We start from the raw sequence: 25,155 nt of genomic DNA, 5'->3' as shown, positions 1-25,155 counted from the left end.
TCACCATGTGGTTTAAAAACAAACACCTTATGACCTATGCACAACGCAAGCAGCAGCTGCGTTTGCAGGCCTGTGCCTTCTTATTGTGCTTGCTCATTCCGCTTAGTATCTTGCTCTACTTTGGCCTTGCACAACTTAAACAAAACCAGCTGAGCGAGTATCAGGAGCAGGCCCGTAGCCTGATAACACAAATTGATCGCCAGATGTTTAAACGCCGCCTGCTGTCCAGTTCACTGCCTGTCGAGGCATTTGATTATTATCAGCCAGTCTACAACCCACTCACTGAAGAAACCCTGCAGATCCCTTCTGTCTTGTCACATCTGGATCCGGCCAGACCAACGGCCACCCGGCCGATCCTGGGACTGGTCGGTTATTTTCAATTTGATGCGCAAGGCCGGTTCAACAGTCCTATCTGGCCGGAGCCGCTGTCTGCCGAAGACCTCACGAGACCCACATCAGAACATCAGCAAAGCTCTGTCGAGCTGCAACAACGCTACGACCGGGCGAAATTCATTTACCAGACGCTGGCCAAATCCAATGCGCTCCAAACTAAGCTGGCGACGGGGCTGAGCAAGGAAAATGGCTTGTATCAAATCTGGTTTGATGTGCCCGGCTACTTTATCTTCTATCGACTACCTAAAGTCGTTACGGAGCGCAAGTTACAAGGTTATCTGGTCAGGCGTGATCCCTATTTACTCAGTCTTGTTGGCGAATACCTGAGCCAAAGTCAGTTTGATACCCCGGTTTTACTCACGCTGGATGCGGATAGGTCAAACAGCTCCAACAAATTGTATAACGCTATGACTGCACAGCCAGAGCAACTGTATTTCTTACTGCCTCATGCCCAGCCAAATGTACGCAGGCTATCAGAGGCCGACATTCCCGCAGAGCTGCGAGCACAGCCCTTGTATAGCAGTGCCCTGCGCTGGCCGTTTAACAATTACACACTGCACTTTACCACCCATACCTTGCCCATGAGCCCGACGCTGTTTTACAGCGCGCTGTTTGCTCTGTTGCTGGTCCTCACGATTTTGGGTGCCTGTTACGGGTTTTACCGGCTGAGTGTCAAGCAGCTTGCGCTGGCAGAGCAAAGAATGAACTTTGTGTCTTCGGTCAGCCATGAGCTCAAAACACCACTTACCGCTATCCGCATGTATGCCGAAATGCTGCGTGCTGGTACTGTGGTTTCCACAGAAGCACAGCAGGATTATTATGGCTTTATCCACAGTGAAAGCGAGCGCCTGAGTCGCCTGATAGACAATATCCTGTTGCTGACCCGGCTGAACCAAGAAGATCACACAGGCTTGCCTCAGGTTAAACCAGACTATGCTCCGGTGGCCATGCTGGCCGATATCATTCGCTCCAAGACCTCGACCCTCCTGGAAAAACAGGACTTCCGTCTGAATATGGTGGTTGAAGCGCCGCTATCAGAGGAAGTTGACGTTTTAGTAGATCAGGATGCCTTTGCCCAGGTGGTGATAAACATTGTTGAAAACACCGTCAAGTTTTTTAGTGCCGAGGGCATTCGTGATCCCGCGCGCAGACAACTCGATATTACCTTTCGACGTGCTACACAAGGAGACGACAAACTGATCCTGGAGCTCCGTGATTACGGCCCGGGCGTGTCGCAACAGCAATGCGATAAGCTGTTTGAGCTGTTTTATCGCGGTGGGAATGAGCTAACCCGCACAACCCAGGGAACGGGGATCGGTCTGGCCCTGGTCGCTCAGTTGGTCAAAGCACAACAAGGCCAGATAACAGCCCACCAGATGACACCGGGGCTCGCGCTAAGATTGACCTTACATACCAGACATACTGGCAATGAGATGCCCGAGTCGAAGGTCCTGGCATAGCTTTTCTCGGGCGGTTACGCAGCCCGGCTGAAGACCTTAAGTATGCCCACTATGTGTGCTCTCATCCAGAATCATGATTTGGAGGGGTGGACGTGTGTCCCTAAATTCTATATAACCTGCGCTACACTTTGATACATTTTGGTGGTGACTGTTACGGCTTTGCCCTCCGTCACTCGTTAAGCTGTTGGTATCAAATGTGACCACAGGAATAATAACAATGAACAAGGTAATGATACGCCCCCTGGTAAGTTGCCTGCTTCTTGTCGGGATGAACAGTCAGGCGCTACTGGCAGCTGAATCTGCACAGGAGCAAACTCAAGACAGTAAAGGCTTTGTTGCGCTTGGTGTTGGCGCTTTTACCGGGCAGGGCCCATTTGGCGATGCCAGTGCGGGCCTGGGATATTTTGTGAATGGCGCCTATGAGTGGGATAACGGGCTGTTTGTAGAAGTCCCTGGCGGCCCCAATAATATTCTCGGCAACACCAGCGTAGGCTACAACTTATATCGTAATGCACAGTGGGATATAGATTTTCTGGCCTCATCCGCACGATCCGATGCCGATACCAAGTACATTCAACAAGATGGCTCCGAGCTGCGTTTTACAAAAAACCAGACCAACTATCTGGGTGTTCGCTTTCGTGGGATCTGGTCAGGATTACGGTTTCAGTTAATTGCCGCCCCAGAGTTGAATGACGACCGGGGTGCTTATGTGAGTACTCAGATAAGTAAACACTGGACGGCAAAAAACTGGCACCTGTTCAGTGCTTATCGGGTGAACTATCTGCCAGGTGATATGCTGAACTATTATTATGGCGTCAACAACACAGAGAATAACAATAATAACCGGATCGAAGGGTTGCCTGAGTACATAGCCAGTAGCGGCTTATCCCACAGCCTGCACCTTGGGGCCACCTACCCACTCACCGAAAACTGGCTGTTTGATGCCTCTTTACGTTATTACCACACTCCCAGTGCCATTGCCGACAGCCCCATCATACAGAGCAATCTCGAACGCGGTGACAATCGCAGCCGCAATGCGCTGGGATTGGGTCTGTCTGTCAGCTATGTGTTTTAAGGGGCCGAGAATGCGTAAACTTATCTCCACCTTAGCCCTTACTGTCATAACACTTGTCCACAACCCGGCTGTTGCCAACGCGCCCGTGACCCTGACACTGAGTCCACAACAATGTGTCGCATTGCACCAGGGGGAGTACTGTCACAACGAGCTGACCATTCACTGGCAAGCGAGCTCACCGGGCGACTACTGTCTGACACATGCTAACCGTGAACAGCCACTAAAATGTTGGCAAACCGCTGCGAAGGGCAAACTGACAATGGACCTTAAATTCAATCAAAATGTACTTTTTTTCCTGCAAGATAGGCAGCAAAAAACACTGGCCAGTGCCCAATTCACCTATGCCTGGGTCTATAACAAAAGTAAAAACACACGCGTAAGATGGCGAATGTTCTGATGACGACAACACCAAACACACACCTGTTACTGATTGAAGATGATCATGAACTGGCACACTGGATCTGTGACTACCTGGCGGAAAAATCCTTTACCGTCAGCCTGTGCCATCGTGGCGATGAGGCTCCGCAGCAGATCCTGAGCCTGAACCCGGATCTGGTGATCCTCGATGGCATGCTGCCCGGCCTGGATGGGCTGGATGTCTGTAAACAAGTCAGGCCCCAATATTGCGGACCTATCCTGATGCTGACCGCACGGGATGAAGATATGGACGAAGTACTGGGACTGGAAATGGGCGCCGATGACTACCTCACCAAACCGGTGCGAGCACGGGTACTCCTCGCCCGGATCCGTGCGTTACTGCGCCGCCATAGCCCAATCCATGTTGAACCGGATCCCCCTGGCAATACAGAGCGTATCGAGATACAAGGCCTGTTAGTGGACAAAAGCGCCCGTACCGTGACCTTGCAGGGCCAGGCCATTGACGTGTCGTCCAAGGAGTTTGATTTACTCTGGCTGCTGGCAAAATCAGCTGGCGAGCTGGTTACCCGAGATTTTCTTACCCAGTCTTTACGTGGCTTTGAATACGATGGATTTGATCGCTCCATCGATCTGCGCATCTCACGGTTGCGCAAAAAACTCGGTGACAATCCGGTTGCACCCTTTCGCATCAAAACGGTCTGGGGACAGGGCTATCAGTTGGTTCGGGAAGCCTGGTGATGCGTCATTTTGCCCTTTCACTCCTGCTGGCCGTCGTGGTTATTTCCATCGCCACCAGCTGGCTGTTTGACCATCTCTATCAGACGTTCACACCGACTCAGCAGCAACACACGCCTCAGACGCAACTGGCGCAGCTGGCCCGGGACATACATGCGTTGGTTGCTGCCACAGATTCACCCCATGCCTTGCTGTCAAACTGGCCTGCTCGGTCGCTCCTGCAACCTCAAATTGTCCCGGCATCAGCGTTCCCGCTTCCGGCTGCGCTGCAAACCAAATTACAAGCCAATGAACAAATCCAGCTGGAAACCGATCAACAAAGACTGTTTCTGCAACGTCTGCCAAACTCGACAGACTTGTTGATCATCCGCAGCGATCAAGTCACGTCGCGCAGTGATCTGGCCTGGTGGCTGACAGGGCTGTTTTACACCGCGATGATGATGCTGATCCTGATCTGGCTACTGCCCTTTTTACTGCGGCTGCTCAAACTGCGTCGGGCGGCCCAGCGTTTTGGTGCCGGCGACCTGTCGCAGCGCTTGCAGGTTGGATCTGTGATGTATTTGCGCGAGCTGGAACGGGACTTTAACCACATGGCTGAGCGCATTGAATACCTGGTACAAGACGTCAAACTACTCAGTGGGGCCATGTCACATGAGCTGCGTACGCCGCTGGCGCGGATCCGCCTCGGTATGGATACCCTGGAAGAAACCACGAACCCCGATAAACGACGTCACTATGAAGCCAAGATCAACCGCGATCTGGATACCATGTCCGCGCTGATAGACCAGCTTTTAAGCTACGCAAGGATGGATCAAAGTATCGCAGAGCTACAGCGTCGTCCGCTGGATCTTTGCCTACTGGTCAGACAGGTATCAAGCACCTGGCACGACATGGATATCACGCTCAAGCTGGCTTTACCTGAACACGCCGTGCAGGTTATCGGAGATCCATTTTATCTAACCACCTTGTTGAGTAATCTGCTGGAAAACGCCAGCAAATACGGAAACGGCCAGATAGTGGTCACACTTAAGCACAGTCCAGGGTTCTGCACATTGGCAGTGCATGATGATGGCTCGGGCGTACCCAGTACACAGCAGGCACATATTTTTAAGCCCTTTGTCCGGGCGCATACAGACGACCCTGCGCGCCGTGGATTTGGCCTGGGCCTGGCACTCGCTCAGCGAATTACCGATTGGCATCAGGGCCAGCTTGGAGTCAGTGATTCAACACGCCTGAGCGGGGCCTGTTTTACTTTGCAGCTACCGGCATAACAGTCCGAGCGGCAACAGCCGCTCAGCAACGCTCACGAACCTATACTGAGCACAAAATTTAAGAAAGCTTAACCCAGACACGTCGGCCAAAAACACAAAAAAACACATTGCAATACACTTTATTAACTTAATTTTGATACACTTCTCAAGTGAAATTAGTCGCGTGTTTGGACGCCAGATGCGGTCCAAAAGGCCCACAACAAAAACAGGCGTTACCATGAAGAGTGCACTTTTACAGTACAAACTCCCACATGGCTCAACCACTAAACTGAACACGGGAAAGCCAGTATTTATAATCCGTCTTCTCCACGTACTAAGGATAACGTTAAAATGAAAAGTGCATTCCATTTAGCACTGGGACTAGTCGCTGTGAGCTTTGTCAACACCGCACAGGCCAGGCTCAGCGCAGGTGCCGGATACCCTTATGGTGGCTTGATGGGCGTTCAGTATACCAATGCTGTCAATGACGACCATCTCCTGTCAATTTCAGCGGGCTTAATTGGCGCAGCCATCAGCTATGAGTACATCCTGGACAAGGATAATAAACATACGCTAGGCGTCATCGCCGGCAGTGAGGCCTTAACAAGTGAAAAAGGGTTTGCCGCACTGAATTACCATTACTATTCGCAAGGCGCGCTTCAGGAGGGCTGGACATTTGGGGCCAGCGTCGGAGTTCGTCGCACCGATGAAAGAGAATACCGTACGGACATACTCGATATCTTTGGCACCGAAAAAGTACAATCCAAAGCATTAATTGGCCTTCACATAGGTTACCGCTTTTAATTTTTAGTGCCGCCAGCCCCTGTCCCGTCAGGGGCCGGTTTTATGCTAAAGCCCCTACTTAAAAGATACTCACCCCCTCCCCGGCTAAACGCAGAAGTTGCGCGCCATTTACACCGCCAATGCCACGGCCTTGATATCCTGAGCTACACTAAGTAAACACAAGTTTAATAATATGATTCTGAATGATAATACCCCATGCGCTGAAGACCTGTCGTGCGCTTTTGCTGTGCTGTCTCTGCCTGTTTGCCGCCAGCATACAGGCTGCTGAGGAAACCGATCTATTTGAAATGAGTCTGGATGAGCTACTCAAGGTTACCCTCAGTGGCTCGGCGGTGCGCGATTTGAACCTGGAAACCACGCCTGTCAGCGCCAATCCATTCAACCTGAGCGCACTGGCGCTGCCATTCAGTGTAGACGTGATCGAACGCAAAACCATGCGCGCACGCGGCCTGACCTCTGTCACCAGTGCGGTCGAGAACCTGGTAGGCGTAATATCGGGCGAGTCCCCTGCTGAGCCTTCCAGCTTCGCCATGCGGGGCTTTATTCGCGACTCCGTTTCTGTAGTACGCGATGGGATTAAACTGGGCCCGGCGTCCATGACAATGCGGCCACACAACACCTTTAACCTGCAACAAATAGAGGTCATCAAAGGACCTGCCGCGCTACAATTTGGCCAGGGCACCGCGTCAGGGGTGATCAATATGATCACCCGCAAACCTCAGCTTGATGCCCCAGTCAGTTGTGAAGCTTTTGTCTCTCAGTCTAAATTTGATACTCGAGAATGGGGCGTCGGCCTTCATCTACCAGTCTCCCCAAACAGTGCTGCCCGGCTGGATGTGAATAAAGCACAGTCAGACGGCTGGGTCGACAACACCCCGTCGCATTCCCTAAATGCAACGGCATCCATCCTGTGGCAGGCCAGCCCAACGCTGAGCTGGTTGCTGAGTTTTGATTACCTCGAAGACGATCTCCCTGCATACTGGGGCACACCGTTAGTTCCCGGGCATGCAGCGTCAGATCCTATTTCAGACATAGTAACAACCGCCAACGACCGGGTACTGGATAACCGGACCCGCTACCTTAACTATAATGTCGCAGATAGCCGCTCGGATTCAGAGCATCTATGGTCTCGCCTGCGCACAGACTGGCAGCCCAGTGAGACACTGTCACTGAGCAATACGCTGTTTCACTTTCAGGCCGATCGCGCCTGGCAAAATGCAGAAAGCTATGTCTTCAACCCGGCCACCGAATTAATTGACCGGGACCGTTTTTTCGTTTTTCACGACCATACCTTTTATGGCAATCAATTCGCAGGCGTATACCGCCACCAACTTGGTACTATGGCACATCAACTGGCCTTTGGCGCGGAACTCAAGATCACCGACTTTAGCCGCGAAAGAGGCTTTCCCAACGGAGACAGCGTGTCGTTACTCATGCCAATTGCCGGCCAGTTTGGCGCGTTAGACAAACACCTCAGCCCGACCGATATCCGTCAGTGGGGCCTGTACATAAACAACACCTTGTCTGTCACCGATCACTGGCGTCTGTTTGGCGGGCTGCGTCGCGATCACATCCGGCTGGTTCGGGACAACTACGATGTTTCAGGCAACTTTATTGCCGATGAGAGCTTTGAGCGTACCTTCACCCCGCTTGCCTATCAATTAGGCTCGACCTATCTATTTAGCGACACACTCAGTGTATATGCCCACTGGAGTACCGGGCATGACCCAGTGGGTTCTAATATTTACCTGGTTAATGCCAATGAAAATTTTGATTTCACAGACATTCGTCAGTACGAAGTCGGCATCAAAACCTTACTCAATACCTGGCAGAGTGAGCTCACCCTGGCCTGGTACGACATAACACGGCGCAATATTCTGCTGCTGACATCACATGAAACCGTCGGTAATTCAGGCACTCATGTTGCGCATGGATTCGAACTGGCGATCACCAGCCAGCCGACCGAGTATTTTCGCCTGGGTGGTAATGTTGCTTATACCGACGCCAGTTATGAGTCCTTTGTAGATCCAGACTTTGGAGTCAATGCCAGCGGCCATACCCCACCCAATGTGCCTGAGATTGTGGCCAATGCCTGGTTTAGCTGGGATCAAATTGGCGGTCTGCCGCTGGAAGTGGGCGCAGGTATACGCCATGTCAGTGATCGCTATGGCAACTTCCAGAATTCAGTCACCTTTACCCGCTATGAAACAGTGACCCTGTTTGCAGCCTACCAGTTTGAGCATGCGCGGCTAAATCTCAATGTGCGGAACCTGCTCAACGAAGCATATGCCCCCTGGGCAGATATTTTTTATCCGGCTCAGGCTGCCATTGCCGCGCCAAGAACCATTGAACTCAGCCTGCATATTAATTACTAAACCGCAACAACCGCCATTCTCTCTATCACCCACCCCGGTCGGGGAGGCGTCTGGGCTGCACGCCATTGCTATGATGACACTGTCGCTGCCGAGCTAAACCACAATAAAAATCGGCTTCGGATATTACCCGAATAGCAATAAGCATAAGGAAAACAACATGAAATCACTCAAAGCAATCAGCATTGTGCTCGCCAGTGTAATGGCTTATTCGGCCCCTGCCAGTGCCTACTGGACACAAGTTTTGATCTGCCCGAAACAAAAGGTGACGACCACTAAAATCGCGTATCACTGCACACACAGAGGAAAACTATTCAATGTAGACAACCCGTTAGATTATGTTGAAGTAAGTTACCAGGAAACCGTCAGTGATACGACCTGTCGACAGCAAAGGCCTATCAACCACCATTATGATAACGGCGCGGTCTACGCAGGCTACCTTTACCTCTCTAAAATTGTTGACCTCAGTTACTCTGAAGATATTTGGGTCGACGACCCGGCTAGCTGTTATCTCAAGGATGTCTGGGTCGATGACATGGACAAAGAGTGTATCCGCAATAACAATTGCCCGGGTGACTGATAATTGAAACGGTCAGCGTTTGCACGCATCGTCAAACGGCATAATCCTGCGACTTTCACCCTATACGCCTACTCAGGGTGTGAATACTTGGTCTGACTGAGTTCAGCCATAATGCTGCGACACGATGAATCACAAGGTACTTTGCCCGGCACGGTGTCTTATTGGCCCCCTGCGGTACCTGAGATTATGACCCCGACCATGGTTGCCTGCCATGGCCTTCAAGCTAAAGCCAGCTAGCCTGGCTTTTTTCCTTTAACCAAATACACAGCGAAAGCAGGCCCCCTGCGATTTTTGCAAATAGATCAGGTCGCCGCCATGACTGACCATGATCTGCCGCGACAGACTCAGGCCAATGCCCGATCCCTGCTGTTTAGTCGTGAAGAAAGGCACAAACATCATATCAACGACATGGGCTTCAACGCCCGGCCCGTTATCGCAGATCTCCACATACACCTGTTGTGCCTCATTTTGTGCCAACGTCAGCTGAATTACCGGGCTGTCGATTTGCTGAGTGCCGCTTTGCTGCACCTGTTCAATGGCCTGAACCGCATTGGTGAACAGGTTTATCAACACCTGTTCGATCTGTCCGGGATCCAACATCACCAGCAGCTTAGTTGACACGCTCAGCTCACACTGGATCCCTGCCGCACTGAGCTGGTTTTTGTGTAAGGCCACTAACCGCTCCAGCAAAGGCGCCAGGGAGGTGGGACTCAGGCTCGGACGCGGCAAACTACTGATCGCCCTGAAGCGAGTAATAAACGCTCCCAGATGCTCAGTGCGCGCAGCCAGTGTATTCAATGCCAGGATCAAATCGTCTTTATCGTCTTCATCATCAAAACACAGTGCATCGGGCAACAGCCCCCGACAAGACTGGGCGATCGAAGACAAAGGCGTGATGGAATTTGCCACTTCATGGGTTAACACTCGGGTCAGACGCTTATAGGCCTGTTGTTCTTTGCTGTTCAGGGCGGTATGAATAGAGGTCAGGGTAACCACCTTGCGGATCTGACCCTGAATTTGTGCAACGCTGATCTGTACCGACAAAGTATCCTGCTGCTCACCACGCTGCCAGGGCGCACTGGTTTTTAACTGCGTATCACAACTTTGAATTAACGCGCCAATATGCTCCAGTTCAGCCACGCTGCTGACCGATTTCCCCAGCAGGCGTGCCACCGCCGGGTTGGACTCTATCACTCTGCCCTCGCTGTCACACACCAGCACTGCCAGCTCAATGTGCAGCAACAAAGCCTGAAAAAACTGTGCCTGTTGCTCAGCTTTGAACCGCGCTGCCTGCAAAGTATGACGGATCTCATCATACTCCTGGTGCAGCGGATGACTGGGACTGAGTCGCAAAGAACTGTCGCCATTTACCAGCGCCCGGATCACCGCCGTGCTTTGTCTTTGCTGCCGGGCAAACAAGGTGAATATCGCACCACAGCATACGACGATAAGTAGCAACACGAGCAGCCAGGTGGCACTAAGCCCACTGTGCAGATACAGCCCGGTTGCAGCACTGACCAGTACACACAACAGGCCCAGCTGCAACCCCAGTAACCAGCGGGGGTGACGTTTCAGATAGGACATAGTTACTCCCTACAGCCCATATTTTTCCAGTCGCCGATACATGGCACCGCGCGTCAATCCCAGCGCTTTAGCTGCGTGGCTCACATTCCCCTGATAATGCTTAAGTGCGGCACGGATGGTTCGCTGTTCCAGCACTTCCAGATCGAATGTATCGTAACTCCCACTACTGCCTTGTGCTACCTCCAATGAGGTCGCTGTCACGCCAATTACAGACGTCACATCCAGTGTGTCGCCATCCGATAAAATCACGGCCCGCTCAATTGCATGAGCCAGCTCGCGAACGTTACCAGGCCAGCCATATCCGCACAGCGCGGCCATATCTTGCTCAGTGATCTGCAATGCGCGTTTGTACCTGTGTGCAAAGTGTGCCAGGTAATAATTCACCAGCAAAGGAATATCCTCGCTGCGCTCCCTCAGCGGAGGCAGGCGGATTTCGACCGTATTGATGCGGTATAACAGATCCTGCCTGAAGCGTCCTTCATTGACCGCCTGTTGCAGATTGTCGTTAGTCGCGCAGATCAGGCGGATATCCACATCAAGCGGTTTGGTGCCGCCCACTGGGGTGATGCACCGATTCTGTAGCGCCGCCAGCAAGGTGGCCTGATGGTTTAAAGGCAAATTCCCCAGCTCATCAAGGAACAACGACCCGCCACTGGCCAGCTCAAACCGGCCTATTTTATCGGCTTTGGCATCGGTAAAAGCGCCTTTTTTGTGGCCAAACAGTTCGCTTTCAAACAGCGCATCAGAAATGGCGCCCATATCCAGACTGATCATAGGTTGTGCAGCACGCAGACTGGCGCGGTGAATGGCGTGAGCGGCCAGCTCTTTGCCAGTGCCGCTTTCACCGGTGATCAAAATATTGGCATCAGACTGAGCCGCTTTGTCTATGGTCGCAAACACCTGTTGCATAGCCGCACTTTGGCCCAAAAAGTCAAAGGCCGGACCCGTTGATGACTCACTGAGCGCCTGATTCAGTCCTTGTGTCTGGCGGGTTAGCTTACCCAGCTGCTGCTTGTCTTTGGCGTGGGCAAACGCCGCTGCCACCGCCCCCAGCAACTGCTCGTTTTGCCAGGGCTTAGCAATAAAATCTGCCGCCCCGGCCTTAATGGCATCCACCGCCAGCTGAATGTCACCATAGGCCGTCATCAGCAAGACCACAATGCTGGGGTCCTGCGTAATGATTTTCTTCAGCCAGTAAAAGCCTTCCTGACCACTGATGGCATCACGATTAAAGTTCATATCCAACAGGATCACTTCAATGTTGTGGGCTTTAACCAGCTGTTCAATATCAAACGGATTGTCGGTGGTTTTGACCACCTGATAGTGTTGTTTGAGCAGTAGCCTCGCCGCGATCAGAATATCCGGGTTGTCGTCCACCACCAAAATGGCCCCGGGTTGTTTTGCACTCACGATCTGTCCCTAATTTATTGTTATTTACTTATTAGCTTAGCGTATTGCGCGAGGATGTGTCCATTTATGGGCAGTTGCGTGATGCCGAGTGTTCTATTAGCGGACACCTGCGCCAGATCAATAAGCCAAGTAAAATGATAATTCATTGTATTTATTATACTTTCAAGGTTGGCACGCGGTTTGATTACTTTAGTTCATACACCCGAACCGCATCAGATAGCAGGAGTTGCACTATGGATAAGAAGATAGAACGCTCAGGGCTTAACAAGCACCTTAAGACGGGCGTCGCGGTTAGCTTAATATTAGCAACCGCCCTTGCCTATGCCTTTACACAATCGAGCAGCACCGGACGCAGCCAAAATGTACCACTAAACAGCCTGACCATCAGTACCGTAACACAAGGCCAGTTTGTTGATGCCCTGAGTCTGCGTGGTCAGGTGGTGCCCAAAACCACCATTTACCTCGACACCGTCGCAGGCGGACGGGTTGAAGAGCGCCTGGTTGAACAAGGTGAGTATGTTGAACAAGGTCAGCCACTGGTGCGCCTGAGTAATACCAACCTGCAACTGGATGTGATGAGCCGTGAAGCGCAAGTCACCGAGCAGCTTAACTTCCTGCGTAACACCCAAATGAACATGGAAACCAGCCGCCTGAACCTGCGCCGCGATCTGCTGGAGATTGAACTGCAGATTAATCACCTGCAAAGGCGCTACACACAGTCGGCGCGACTGGCTAATAAAGGCATGCTGGCCCAGGACAAGCTGGATGAAATCAAAGATGATTTGGCCTACTACAAAGCACGTAAGGAACTGACTCTGGATCGCCAAAAACAGGAAAATACCATCCGTGAAGTCCAGGTTGCACAGCTCGAAGACAGTGCTGAGATGCTGCAAAAGAACCTGCAATTTGCCCGTCACAACCTCGAAAACCTGTTGATCAAAGCACCGGTGTCTGGCTATCTGAGCGAGCTGGACGTTGAAATTGGCGAATCCAAAGAGCGTGGCGCACGCCTGGGTCAGATAGACATACCGAATGAATACAAACTGACGGTCCGGCTAGATGAGTTTTATCTTAACCAGGTACACAGCGGCATGGCGGTACACGTCTCATTAGGCACCGAGCAAGTTAGCGCGCATGTCAGCAAAATCGACAGCCGAGTCACCAATGCGCAATTTCAGGTAGAAGTGGCGCTGCCTGCCGGGCTGGATGGCATAAAACGCGGTCAGAACCTGGATGTAGCTCTGATGCTGGGCGACAGCAAAAACAATGCCCTGCTGGTCAAACGCGGGGCGTTTTATACCAGCAGTGGAGGCAACTGGGTTTACGTGGTGACGGGCGATACCGCGATCCGCAAAAATATCGTGCTGGGCAAGAAAAACCGTGACTACTTTGAAGTATTAGACGGACTGGCACCAGGCGATCAGGTGATCACCTCCAGCTACAGCCACTTTGATAAAGCACAGACATTACAACTGAACTAAAACCAGAATAACAACAGCCTGAAGGAATTGAAGATGATTAAACTGACCAACCTAAGCCGGGTATTTCGTACCGAAGACGTAGAAACCATCGCGCTGAACGAGATTGACCTACAGGTTAATGAAGGCGAGTTTCTGGCCATTATGGGCCCCTCGGGCTGTGGTAAATCAACCCTGCTGTCTATATTAGGCATGCTTGACTCGCCCACCTCAGGTGCATTTGAATTCGCCGGGACCGACATCGCCGGATACAGCGAAAAACGCCTGGCTGAACTGCGTAAAGCGTCCATCGGCTTCGTCTTTCAGAGCTTTAACCTGATTGATGAACTGACCGTATTCGAAAACGTGGAGCTGCCTCTGCAATATCAGAACATCTCCAAAGCACAGCGCAAACAGCGGGTTGAAGCCATTTTAAAACGCGTGGCCATTGACCACCGCGCCGATCACCTGCCGCAGCAATTGTCAGGCGGTCAGCAACAACGGGTGGCCGTTGCCCGAGCGCTTGTGATCAACCCTAAGCTGATCCTGGCGGATGAGCCAACCGGTAACCTGGATTCCAGAAACGGCGAAGAAGTGATGGCCATGCTGCGCGAACTCAACCGCGAAGGCACCACAGTGATTGTGGTCACCCACTCGGAAAAAGAAGGGGCCTATGCCGATCGTTTAGTACGACTGCTCGACGGCCAGGTCATGCTGGACAAAGCCAACAGCGTTTCCCCTGCCGCTTAACACGCCGGAATTAAAAAGGACGTATCTGTTATGATTGTGAATTATTTTAAAACCACACTCAGGGCGATTAAAAAAGACCCCCGCCACTTTGCCCTTAATCTGGTCGGTTTTAGTATTGGTCTGGCGGCCGCCATTATGGTGGCGTTGTTTGCAGCCTATGAGCTGTCTTTTGACAAGCAACACCCCCATGCTGAGCGTGTTTACCGGGTGCATACCGATTACCGTGCCTGGGGTCTGCAACTGATCGCAGCCTCAGACTCGCAACAGGCCCTGAATATGCAAAACCATGCGCAGGTTGAAGACATCATGATGCTGGTGTCCACCGACAACCTGGCTTACTCAGCCGAGCCGATGGCCCTGGACGTCAGTGTGGCCGGCGAGCAGGTGCGCCTGAGCAAGGTCTATCTGGCCTCGGCCAATTTGCCGGAGTTTATCAATATGACGGTGCTGCATGGCGACCTGGACAGTGCCCTGAGCCGCCCGGGTTTGCTGGCCATCAGCCGGACACAAGCACTGCGTTTGTTTGGCAATGTGAATGCCGTAGGCAAAACCCTATCATATACCCAGGGTCAGTATGAAGTGGCCGCGGTATTTGACGACTTGCCTGACAACACCCATTTTGTATTCGAAACCTTAACTGCACTGCCCAAGGCCACCAAAATGCCCTTTATTGGTTATGTCTATATGCGCCTGGTTGAAGGCACAGATGCAGGGCTTATCGCCAAGCAGATGACAGAGGCCATGCGCGAGCAGTCGACCGGCCGCCGCAAGCTCAGAGCCATAGAATTAAGCCGCCTGTCAGAGTTGCACTTTCACAGCAGTGGCCCGTTTGAGATGAAACAAGGCGGCTCTCGTCTGGTCATGCAGGTCTGCATTGCATTAACCGTTTTGTTGCTGGTGATTGCCAGTGTGAACTTCATCAACCTGAACATTGCCGGCGCTGCAAAACGTGCCAAAGAAGTGGGTGTGCGCAAAGCACTGGGGGCCAGCAAGCCACAACTGTTCACCCAGTTTTTGACGGAATCTTTGTTTATTGTGATGGTGGCCGCGCTGGTCGCCCTGGCCCTAGTGGAAATGATGATCCCTTATGCCAATCAGCTGCTTGAACGCAGCCTGTCATTGAGCTTCTCGCCCTTATTTTTGGTCGCGGTGATGGGGATCGTGGTGCTGATTGGGGTGATCTCTGGCCTCTACCCGGCACTGTTTATCGCCTCATTCAGTGCCAAGCGGGTGCTCAGTGGCGACCTGCAACGTGGCAAAACGGCTATCTGGGTACGCAAGCTGACCCTGGGACTACAAGGGGCACTGTCGGTGGCACTGATTGTTGCCGCAGCCGTGGTCTACAAACAAATGGCGCTGATCAACGATCTGCCGGTTGGCTATGCAAAGCACGATCGTCTGATCATCAAAAACCTGCCCGCAGAAGCCTTGTATCAGGAAGCTGAACCTCGGGTGCTGAGAACCCTCAGGGCTCTGCAAGGCGTCGCCCAGGTCACTCAGTCAGATACCCTGCTGACCAACGATATGACCTCAGAACTGTTTTTGGTGTTTCCAAACGGTGAGCGCCTGGAAGGCACACAGCCGACCGTCGCCACCGGCTTCCACGCGGTTGAAACACTGGGCCTGGAGCTGATAGCAGGTCGGGATTTCTTGCCTCAGTTTGCCAGCGACTGGATCCAAACCAGCGATGACAACATCCGCTCGTTCTCTGTACTGCTCTCACAGAGTCTGGCAAAACAAGCCGGCTACGATGACCCCAGCGTGCTGCTGGGCCAGACCCTCAGCTCGCACACAGGCACAGCCCGTGCCACGGTGGTTGGCATTATCAAAGACATTAAAATTGGCTCAGCACGTCAGCAGCAACTCCCGGTCTTACTGACTGCGGGGGACATTAATGTCGCAATTGGTACTCTGGTGCTCAAGCTGCAACCAGGAGCAAACAAAGCGCTAGTGATGCGCCAGGCCGAGCAGCTCATTCGCGATGAGCTGGCGATACCTGAGGTCGAGATCAGCCTGATTGAAGACGACTATCAGCGTGCCCACATCAACGAGTTCAGAATGCAGCAACTGGTGCTGCTGTTCAGTACGCTGTCGATTGTGCTGACCTGTATGGGGATTTTGGGGCTGGCATCGTTTGCAACCATTCGCCGCCAAAAAGAAGTGGCTGTGCGCAAAGTGTTAGGGGCATCACGGCTCAGTATAGTGACCATTTTATCTAAGGAGTTCATCACCATAGTCGGCATAGGGGGGTTACTGGCCATACCGCTGAGCTACTGGTTGATGAGTACCTGGCTAAATAACTTTAATGAACGCATTGAGCAGGCAGCCTGGGTATATGCAGCCGCCACACTGGGTGTGCTGGTCATCACCTGGCTAACCGTTGCCTGTCTGGCCTTTAAAGCGGCTAGCACCCGTCCTTCGCTGATACTGCGTTATGAGTAACAGTCACAGTTAGCCACGACCAGGCGGCACACAGACCTACTGCTGTGTGCCGCTTTTTCTTATTTACCCCCAAATAAGCGCTGTAACAGCAACCCCCGCTCTGTGCGCGGTATCGCCATGGCCAGGTCGATATCAGCCTGAGTCAGCACCCTGCCATGATGCGAAGACACATATTGCGAAACGTCAATCCCCTGCTTGTTGAGCGTGTCCACCAGCGTATCCAATCTATGGTAAGTATCTAAACCTGGCCAGCGAGCAGGTGAGTGCAGCGCCTGTTCGAAACTGCTGCCAAACATGTCCTCTGTCAGTAAAACCTGTGAGTCAGGCAGGTAGACAATCAGGTTATGTGCCGCATGGCTGTTAGGCACATCCAACAGACGGATTTTACGACCAGCCAGCGTGTAGGAGGCAGGGATAGGTGCAATGTTGACACGTGGGCCCAACTCAGCCTCTACCGCCGCTTGGTCGGCCGGATGGACGAGCAAGGTGGTGTTCTCAGCCTGAGTATCCGCTAAGCCTCTCAGGTGATCGGTATGATGGTGTGTCACAATGTGATACTTCACAGGCTTATCAAGTGAGGTACTGTCTCTCAATTTGCTCAGTGCTTTCGCCCATGCGCCGGCCTGCTCGTTCATCTGCCAGGTACCTGCCGAGATCAGATAATCACCGGCATCAATAAATAAAGTATAACCCCAATCCTGACCAACAAAATACACGCCTGTCGCCAGCTCACGTATTGTCAGCCCGGCGACATCAAACGGCTTTACCTTTGGCGCGCGCTGATAAGCCGCAGGAATTTGAAACAGCGCCTCGTCGGGCTGCCCAACGTTAAGCGTACGCGCTCGGCTGTGATAAAGCGGACCCTCTGCGGTGCTAACCAGCACGTGAGACGCCCACAGAATACCCTGTGTTTTACGGTGTGCCATAAAGTCATAAAACCGCTTTTTACCTTGCTGCTCTGTCATCACCCGGCTCAGTGCCCCACTGTTCTGGTTCAGATAAAGTGTATGCGTGGTCTGCGGATCATCATCCAGTGGTGCAGTCATCACATCATGGGGGGTACCTGCGATATAAGCCTTATCCAACCACTGACTGGTTTGTTTAAGGTTTACCAGTTTACGCACGATCAGGGTATCCAGCATGGCTTCAAAGCCCAGCGTGGCATTTTCAAAGAAGATACGCTGGCTCGGCTGATACCGCTGCAAAGCATGATCAATGCTGGTGCCCTTACCTGCACTAAACAAGCGATGAGTCACTTCAGGCGTATCACTGCCATGACTGCCCACCCGGCGAGTGTTAGCCTGCTTAAACACCTTACGTTGCGTGGCAAAATCAATGTGATACTCGCTTTGCAACTCACTCATATAAGTCACCATCGGGCCCTGCAAGGCATGGCCGCTCAGCCACTGCGAATAATGGTAGAAGGATTCATCGACCGATAAGCCCGGCATAGTCAGTAAGCCTTCACCTCCGTAAGCCTCAACCGTGCGTTCAATGATCTGCGCCTCGCGCATTTGAGCATGGGAAAGCGGACAAACGCCCAGTGTGGCCAGCGCGCAACACAACACCAACATAGATGGGCACTTTAGTATCAGCAACATCCCGTGGATCAGAGCATTCAGCCACTGAGAGACGTGTTTAAAATCGTTTCCGAAAGAACAGATAAAGCGTTTTTTATTATCAAAATACATAGGATTAGCGCTCACTTATTATTTTCTGAACGCCATTGGATGCCATCACGCAGCGCAACACCACAAAGCCACCCTAATGAAAAGCTGATGAATTACTGAGGGACAAGAAATTACCGGGTTAACACGCAGAAAATAAGCCTAATATATTGAATATAATAGATAAATTTTAAAATACCCCAAACCGCTCCCCCATGCGCTATTCCGTGCTCTTTACTCTGCCAACATGCGCACCTGCTCCGTCATCCCGTGCTTGACACGGGATCTACTCATCGGCATCTCATAAGTTAGCGATGCAAAAACACATGACTTTCACATGACATACGCTGCACTTGTGTCGTATTTTAGATGCTTCCCGACTTGTAGGCCGAGGTGACAAGGTAGACTTGTCTGGCGCGACTCAGCAAAGTGATTTCACTTAGGCAACAAAACCGCATATCCCTGCCTGCAGCAAAACACTGTCACAAGTAACAGACCTTCATCCGCTGTTGCACACCTCGACAGACATCACATTGCACCGTACACTCAATGCCGGATTCAGGCAGTAGCGGATTACAATGGCACAGACAAGATTCTTTATTAACGCATATGAAATCGACCTCTCCCGCAGTGTCGTGATCCTCAATGATCAGCACACCCATGTAGAACCAAAGGTGTTACAAGTGCTGCTATTACTGGCACAGCGCCAGCGCGAACACGGCGATCAAGTTGTTACCCATCAGGAGATCATGACCCTCGTCTGGCAGGGCGTTGAAGTCGTGCCCAACGCCCTGCAACGCTGCATTGCCATTTTGCGTAAAGTACTGGGAGACGATGCCAAAAATCCCACCGTAATCGCCACCCACCCAAAGATAGGGTACCGCCTGCTGGTCCCGGTACGCTGGCCAGAAGCAGAGCCAAAAGCTGCAGAAACTGAAACCCAAAAACCTTACCTGAAGCCAGTTATAACATTAGTAAGCACACTCTTACTGAGCACCTTGGTATACCTCAACTGGCCCACCAAACCACAACCCGAATACACTCGCCTCACTCCGGTGACCCACACCGATGCTCATGAATCTCATGCGTTGTTCAGCCCGGATGGCCAGCATGTGATCTTTAACCGCTATGCGGGCAGCTGTAGCAGCCATTTGTGGGCAAGACACCTCGATAGTGGCAAAGAGTTTCAGCTCAGTAATACACCCGGCCAATTTGGCGCGCCCAGTTTCACCCCGGATGGCAGAGAGCTGGTGTTTGCAGCCAAAGCGGACTGTGATCAAAACATTGCCACCGACAAAACGCACACATGCTGGGCATTGGCCACGTTAGATTTCGCCCAGGTACTTGCTAAACCCCAAGCCATTGAGCCACGTTACCTGTGCAGCTCAGGCCAGCCCCACACACCTAAAGCGCTACCCAATCATGCTTATGCCTTCTTACAACACAGCCCTGACCAAACCCAACTGGTTCAATACAACGACTTAACTAAGACTGTCAGCCCCTTATATTCCGCCACAGATGACTACCTGTATCACTTTGACTATCACGCGCCCAGCCAGCGTTTTGCGTTGTTTAGCCGGGATAAGCAGCGCAGCCACAGATTGACGCTCCTGGATAAAAACACGCAAATACTTCACAACAGCCCGATAACCCTGCTTCCCAATATGGACCCCAATGCCCTGCTCGCCGGCCATTTTTCTGCCGATGGTCGTACCCTGTTGGTTGTCAATCAAGGTCAGTTATATAGCCTGGAACTGAACGGCGAATTGAGCCTGCTACCGACTCCGGCTACCAATCTGGTATCCGCAAATCGGCACCCGGACAATCGTACTTTGGTGGCGGTGACTGGCAGAAAAGACATTGATATCGTCAAGCTGGCGCTCAATCATGGTGATCTGGCTGTGACCACACAAGCCTACGATCTAAACATCCGCTCTCTGCCCTACCCGAGCTTGTCACGCACCCAGGCCCAGGAGCGGCGGCCCCTGTATTCACCCGACGGTCGGCATATTGCGTTCATATCCAATCGCAACGGAATGGATCAGCTCTGGGTTTGGCAGAATGACCAGGCCATTGCACTCAGCGATGCCAGCTTCCCCCACCCTGTCCACAGGTTTGTCTGGTCGCCCGATTCAACTCAGTTGCTCTGGGCGCAGGGCGGTAAACTGTACCGCTCAGGGTTGTCTGGCCAGCAACACAGCCTGAGCACAAGATTGCCCATTCATTCTGTACAAGCCTGGCATCAATCGGGGCAAGTTCTGGTGCTGATAAACGACCCCATGCCCGGTGGTTTATATCGTTATGACTTAACAAGTAACCGGCTGACTAAACTGGGGATTAACGGCGTACAACGCGCATGGCAGGTGGATGAGCAGGTGTACTACAGTGATGCTCAGGGCAAGGTAAAGCGCTTTATGCCGGGTGAAGATCCCGCCGACGCCATAACGCTCCCATCACTGAACGGGCGTGCTATGGTGATAAAAGGCGAGCATATCTACAGCGTCAACCAGACAAACCTGACGCTGAACCGGTACGACTTAGACGGAAACCTGCTCAATACGCTGCGCTCCCTGAAACCTACTGCCTGGAAGATCAGCGACGTGCACGGGGAGCGACTGCTGCTGGAGCAGTTTATCGGTATCGATCAGGAGCTGGTGTTGATTAACTAAACGCAACAGCTCCCTTCTGTGTCATTCCGTGCTTGACACGGGATCTACTAAAAAGCCCACTTAGTTTATCAGTGAGAGACACCGCCCCGAACAGCTGAACCTGAGGGTTACTGGCCAAACTTAATACGCACACCCGCATTCACAATAAAGCCATCATTGCGCGACCAGATATCCGTTGTCCACTGACCACTCACTGCCTGCTGTGGTAACAACAGCGGATGCTCATCGGTTTGCTTCACATCCAGCAGGTTCTCGAAGTTGATAAACCAACTGTAACGCCCGGTGGTGATCTCCCCCATCAGACCCAGATGCCAGTAAGGGTCGGACTCAGTGACATACGGATTGGCATTGAGGCGCTGCGGCCCGGTGTAATAGGCTTCGAACCCGGCGCGGAAGTTACCGTGCTGCTCCCACATGGCAACAAATCCGGCCGAATGTTTAGGCGTGAGCGCAATCTCTGTGCGCGTCTGACCATCAACGCTTTGGGTTGCATCCAGATATAAATAACTGGCAGTCAGTTTTACGTCGCGCCAGTAATAACGCAGCAGTACTTCTGAACCACGGATCTGACTTTCGCCCAGTGCATTGATCAGACGTATCTGATTGGGCTGAGTGCCATCTGTTGTCGGCACGACCTCAAGCTCAGTGACGTTATCCACGTTCGAGCCAAACAGGGTCAGACTGGTTTCAACCGAATCAAAGGTGTAGGTAAAGTCCAGCGAGGCCGTTTCGGCTTCCTCTGCCTGTAAATCACCTACCGGTGCTAAGCGCGATAAACCCGCGGCTTCGATGTCTTCCACAAACGGCGTTGGCGCAAAATAGCCCTGCGCATAGGAGCCGCGTACCGTCAGCTCACCCGGACGATACAACAAGGTGACCCGCGGGCTGAACTGAGTACCATATTCATTGTGGTCATCCACCCGCGCACTCACCGAGGCGGTCAGTGTATCGCTCAGCGTGTGATCCAGCTGCGCGAACAGGCCCGGCACCTCATAGCTATAATCAAAGGTTGGAAACGTCTCAGACTCAAACACATCCGACTGATAGGCCATGCCCAGTAGCCAGTCGGTGGTGTCGTTGTACCCACTGACACTGGTTTCAAACAAATAACTCTCGTGCTTGTCTTCTTCCAGTATCAGACCAAAGCCATGCTCATGGTTTTGCACCATGGCCGATGAGCGTGCATGCAGCGTGAGCGTGTCGGACATCGGCTGGCTATACACAAACCCACCGTCCAGACGTTCTGAATCCTGCGTTTGTACATACGGGTTGCCATCCGCCATGGTAAAGCCTGACTTGGTGCCCCCGTTGCGCTGTTCGGTCATGGCTCCGGCCGTAATATACAGAGATTCACCCTGCTCACCTTCCCAGAACAAACGCGGCCGAGCTGTGTAGCGCTCATACCCGGCCAAATCGAACCAGCCGTCGTTGTCTATGTCTTCGGATTTCTGGTGGTGTGCACCCAGCGTCAGCGAGCCTTTCAGGTCATCAGTCAGCGGGCTTTCGATGTAAGACGTCAAGTCCTGGCCATCACGAGTGGTCAGGTTCAGCAGCATCTCGCCCTTGAACTCGTCGCCTGGCTTGCGGGAAATAAGGTTGATCACCCCACCCAGCGCCGAGCCACCATATAAGGACGACGCCGAGCCTTTGATGATCTCAACCCGGCCTAAGTCCGTTGGTGGAATTTGTAACAGGCCAATCGACGCAGCCTGATTACCATACAGCGGCAGACCATCAGCCAGCAGCTGAGTGTAACGACCATACAAACCCTGCAATCGAATATTGGCACTGCCCAGCGCTGGCGAGGTGGTTTGCATGCGCACACCACCGGTTTCGGCGACCAGCATGGAGATGTTACCCGGACGCATCGCTGCCTTTTCTTCGATTTCTTCGCGGTTGATCAGCTCCACCCGCACCGGCTGCTCATCAGCAATCCGGCCAGAGCGCGTTGCCTGAATGACGATTTTTTCCATCTCATGACCGTGGCCGTGCTCATCATGGTGCTCACCTTCTGCGTGCGCATCATGGTCTCCGTCTTCATGCCCTTTTTCTTCAGCATGGGACTCATGTTCATGATGCTCAGGCCCTGGCGCAACCAGCGCAGCACTCACAGCAGTGGCCAGCGGACTCAGCGACATCCCCAGTGATAAACAACTTAATGACAAAACCAAACCGGCAGAACGAAACGTATCAGACATAACTATTTACTTGACCCTCAGGACAGGAATAAATGATACTGCGGATGCTAAAGGTTACAGCGACTGGAAGGTCAATATGAAAATCAGCGAACTTGCGACGAAATCCCAGATAAATGCGAAAACCATCCGCTATTATGAACAAGTTGGTTTAATCAGCGCACCACAACGCGCCAGCAACGGCTATCGCCACTACCAACCGGGCGATGTAGACACCCTGATCTTTATCCGCCGCTGCCGGGAGCTCAACATCCCGCTGGACGACATCAAACGCCTGGTCGAAGTACAGGCCGACCCCAACGCCTCCTGTGCCGTGGTCGATAAAATCATCGCCGAGCAACTCGCCCAGGTACAACGCGCCCAGCGCGAACTCGCGCTACTGGAGCAATCCCTGCAAACCCTCGCCTCATGCAGCGGTGAGCAGGTAGACCAGTGCACCATTTTGCATAAATTGAAGGCGCGGGAAGGAGCTGAAATATGACGAAAAGTGTTGTAACCTCATACAAGCCAAATAAAAATAACAAAGCGCCATAGATGCCACGACTATCGATTTACCTGCTTTTCAGTCTGTTTTGCCTGCTAAATACACAACCACTATTTGCACAGCTCAATATCAACCACACTTTAAATAGACTTATCCTGCCGTTAGAGCAATCGGTTGGCACGCATTACATGCATTTTAAGGACTTAAATCGTCCCGGCCACAGGACACAACCCGACACGCCCAGACAACTTGGTGTACGATTTTTTTACCCCACCAATCTAACCACAAGCAATCAGAGATTACCGCTGTTGAGTAATCAGTTTTCGCGCTCGCACAGGCTGATTTATGATACAGATGCAGATATAACACATATCGCTCCTCTGAGCGCAATGACATGGAACATTGCCGCAGAGAGTGAAATACATCTGTCACACGACGCTTTACCCCTGATCATTTTTTCCCACGGTTATTATCTAAATCCCGAGTTGTTTACCATCATGGCTGCACATATCGCCAGCCAGGGATACCTGGTCGCTTCCATCAATCACAGTTTTGGCTCGGATCATTATCAGCCGCCCAATTCAAAAGCGTTAAAAACGATAGAGCTGCCGTCAGATGATCTGGGCATTGATTTACCCATGTGGTCTGCCGATCAGCGTTTTGTCCTGGCAAAAATAAAGCAAATGGATCAAGACCCGCAGAGCCCCTTGTTCAATGCACTCAATGGTCAGGTAGGTATTCTGGGTCATTCTTACGGCGGTGCTGCGGCATTTTATACCGCTGCAAAAACACCCGAAGTAACCGCTATTGTAAATATGGATGGCACTGTATTTGGCTGGCAAGATATCACCGTAACACAACCTTTTATGTATGTGCAGGCAGACGAAGAATACTTCAGCGAAATCTTTATCAACGTACACAATACAGGCTATTTAGCGCTGTTTGAATCGCTCAATCACGTCAGTTTTTCTGACATTGTAGTCCTCAAAGACTGGCTGAAAAATGGCCTGAAAGAGACACCTCAATTTAACGCTATCATAGACGTAGCCAGGCTAAATGCCGCTTTTTTTGAGCACCACTTTAATCACACTGAAGAAACGTTTGTGCCAGCTCTCGAAAGCAAAACCCCATTTTCCTTCAAACTCTCTGACTGCAACCCCAAACATAACGACTCAGCGACACCATTGCGCTGCCTGATGCATCGAATTAAGCACTGGACACAACAGTTATTTTAGTCTGAAAGGGAAAACGAACAGGTGCATGTCTAGCGAATCGGGGGCGTTTTTTTAACCTTTTCACGTACCATAGCGTCAATCATACTGGCTATGGTGCCATCATTTACCATGCCAGCAAGCATACGTTCGATCTCCTCATGCCGTTCGAGCAGCTTGGACGCACGCGATACAGCCAGATAACCTTGTGTGCCTTTAAAGTAAAATGGTGCCTTCTG

Annotated in this window: 18 protein-coding genes; 14 read left to right on the top strand and 4 right to left on the bottom strand. The window is 52.0% G+C overall.

What is annotated here, in order from left to right; translation table 11 throughout:
* Window positions 1-5: 5 nt before the first annotated feature.
* From PRUB_RS04650 to PRUB_RS04615, 8 genes are all read left to right on the top strand, one after another.
* On the top strand, window positions 6-1,853 hold the full coding sequence (locus tag PRUB_RS04650) for a sensor histidine kinase (RefSeq protein ID WP_010383914.1): 1,848 nt from the start codon (window positions 6-8) through the stop codon (window positions 1,851-1,853).
* A 217-nt stretch (window positions 1,854-2,070) separates the two neighbouring features.
* Window positions 2,071-2,928, top strand: coding sequence for a MipA/OmpV family protein (locus PRUB_RS04645; protein ID WP_010383913.1), 858 nt, complete (start codon window positions 2,071-2,073; stop codon window positions 2,926-2,928).
* A 10-nt stretch (window positions 2,929-2,938) separates the two neighbouring features.
* A complete protein-coding gene (locus tag PRUB_RS04640; protein ID WP_010383911.1) occupies window positions 2,939-3,325 on the top strand; it encodes a DUF3019 domain-containing protein in 387 nt (128 codons plus the stop codon).
* Window positions 3,325-4,044, top strand: coding sequence for a winged helix-turn-helix domain-containing protein (locus tag PRUB_RS04635; protein ID WP_010383910.1), 720 nt, complete (start codon window positions 3,325-3,327; stop codon window positions 4,042-4,044). The genes PRUB_RS04640 and PRUB_RS04635 overlap by 1 nt, the downstream gene beginning before the upstream one ends.
* On the top strand, window positions 4,044-5,312 hold the full coding sequence (locus tag PRUB_RS04630; protein ID WP_010383909.1) for a sensor histidine kinase: 1,269 nt from the start codon (window positions 4,044-4,046) through the stop codon (window positions 5,310-5,312). The genes PRUB_RS04635 and PRUB_RS04630 overlap by 1 nt, the downstream gene beginning before the upstream one ends.
* Before the next feature lie 330 nt (window positions 5,313-5,642).
* Complete coding sequence (locus PRUB_RS04625) at window positions 5,643-6,095, top strand: hypothetical protein (protein ID WP_010383908.1); 453 nt, start codon at window positions 5,643-5,645, stop codon at window positions 6,093-6,095.
* A 182-nt stretch (window positions 6,096-6,277) separates the two neighbouring features.
* Window positions 6,278-8,470, top strand: a complete 2,193-nt coding sequence (locus tag PRUB_RS04620) for a TonB-dependent receptor (RefSeq protein WP_010383907.1) — start codon at window positions 6,278-6,280, stop codon at window positions 8,468-8,470.
* A gap of 157 nt (window positions 8,471-8,627) precedes the next feature.
* The gene (locus tag PRUB_RS04615) at window positions 8,628-9,047 is read left to right on the top strand and encodes a hypothetical protein (RefSeq protein WP_010383906.1); all 420 of its coding nucleotides are present in this window, start codon (window positions 8,628-8,630) and stop codon (window positions 9,045-9,047) included.
* A gap of 252 nt (window positions 9,048-9,299) precedes the next feature.
* Here PRUB_RS04615 and PRUB_RS04610 read toward each other — a convergent pair whose 3' ends face one another.
* On the bottom strand, window positions 9,300-10,631 hold the full coding sequence (locus PRUB_RS04610) for a sensor histidine kinase (protein WP_010383905.1): 1,332 nt from the start codon (window positions 10,629-10,631) through the stop codon (window positions 9,300-9,302).
* Window positions 10,632-10,640: 9 nt separating this feature from the next.
* Complete coding sequence (locus tag PRUB_RS04605) at window positions 10,641-12,041, bottom strand: sigma-54-dependent transcriptional regulator (protein WP_010383904.1); 1,401 nt, start codon at window positions 12,039-12,041, stop codon at window positions 10,641-10,643.
* Between the two features lie 233 nt (window positions 12,042-12,274).
* Here PRUB_RS04605 and PRUB_RS04600 point away from each other — a divergent pair, with 233 nt between their 5' ends.
* From PRUB_RS04600 to PRUB_RS04590, 3 genes are read left to right on the top strand one after another with little or no spacing between them, the layout of a single operon-like run.
* Window positions 12,275-13,522 carry an efflux RND transporter periplasmic adaptor subunit gene (locus PRUB_RS04600; RefSeq protein ID WP_010383903.1) on the top strand — a complete coding sequence of 416 codons (1,248 nt, stop codon included), beginning with the start codon at window positions 12,275-12,277 and terminating at the stop codon, window positions 13,520-13,522.
* 33 nt (window positions 13,523-13,555) lie between these two features.
* Window positions 13,556-14,248, top strand: coding sequence for an ABC transporter ATP-binding protein (locus PRUB_RS04595; protein ID WP_010383901.1), 693 nt, complete (start codon window positions 13,556-13,558; stop codon window positions 14,246-14,248).
* 30 nt (window positions 14,249-14,278) lie between these two features.
* Entirely contained in the window at window positions 14,279-16,690 is a 2,412-nt protein-coding gene (locus tag PRUB_RS04590) for an ABC transporter permease (protein ID WP_010383900.1), read from the top strand.
* Window positions 16,691-16,749: 59 nt separating this feature from the next.
* Here PRUB_RS04590 and PRUB_RS04585 read toward each other — a convergent pair whose 3' ends face one another.
* On the bottom strand, window positions 16,750-18,381 hold the full coding sequence (locus tag PRUB_RS04585; protein WP_010383899.1) for an MBL fold metallo-hydrolase: 1,632 nt from the start codon (window positions 18,379-18,381) through the stop codon (window positions 16,750-16,752).
* A gap of 554 nt (window positions 18,382-18,935) precedes the next feature.
* Between PRUB_RS04585 and PRUB_RS04580 the strand changes: the two genes are divergently transcribed.
* The gene (locus PRUB_RS04580) at window positions 18,936-21,026 is read left to right on the top strand and encodes a winged helix-turn-helix domain-containing protein (protein WP_010383898.1); all 2,091 of its coding nucleotides are present in this window, start codon (window positions 18,936-18,938) and stop codon (window positions 21,024-21,026) included.
* A gap of 107 nt (window positions 21,027-21,133) precedes the next feature.
* On the opposite strand, the gene PRUB_RS04575 is transcribed toward PRUB_RS04580, so the two are convergent.
* On the bottom strand, window positions 21,134-23,224 hold the full coding sequence (locus PRUB_RS04575; RefSeq protein ID WP_010383897.1) for a TonB-dependent receptor plug domain-containing protein: 2,091 nt from the start codon (window positions 23,222-23,224) through the stop codon (window positions 21,134-21,136).
* Window positions 23,225-23,300: 76 nt separating this feature from the next.
* On the opposite strand from PRUB_RS04575, the gene PRUB_RS04570 reads away from it, so the two are divergent.
* Together PRUB_RS04570 and PRUB_RS04565 are read left to right on the top strand one after the other, a co-directional pair.
* Window positions 23,301-23,702, top strand: coding sequence for a MerR family transcriptional regulator (locus PRUB_RS04570; RefSeq protein ID WP_010383896.1), 402 nt, complete (start codon window positions 23,301-23,303; stop codon window positions 23,700-23,702).
* Window positions 23,703-23,755: 53 nt separating this feature from the next.
* On the top strand, window positions 23,756-24,940 hold the full coding sequence (locus PRUB_RS04565) for an alpha/beta hydrolase family protein (protein WP_010383895.1): 1,185 nt from the start codon (window positions 23,756-23,758) through the stop codon (window positions 24,938-24,940).
* Window positions 24,941-25,155: the final 215 nt, after the last annotated feature.

Origin of the sequence: Pseudoalteromonas rubra (genome assembly GCF_000238295.3) — a bacterium.
In the GTDB taxonomy this organism is placed as follows: Bacteria; Pseudomonadota; Gammaproteobacteria; order Enterobacterales; family Alteromonadaceae; genus Pseudoalteromonas; species Pseudoalteromonas rubra.
Note: the sequence above shows the minus strand (reverse complement) of the source record. Positions and strands in the feature narration are given on the sequence as shown.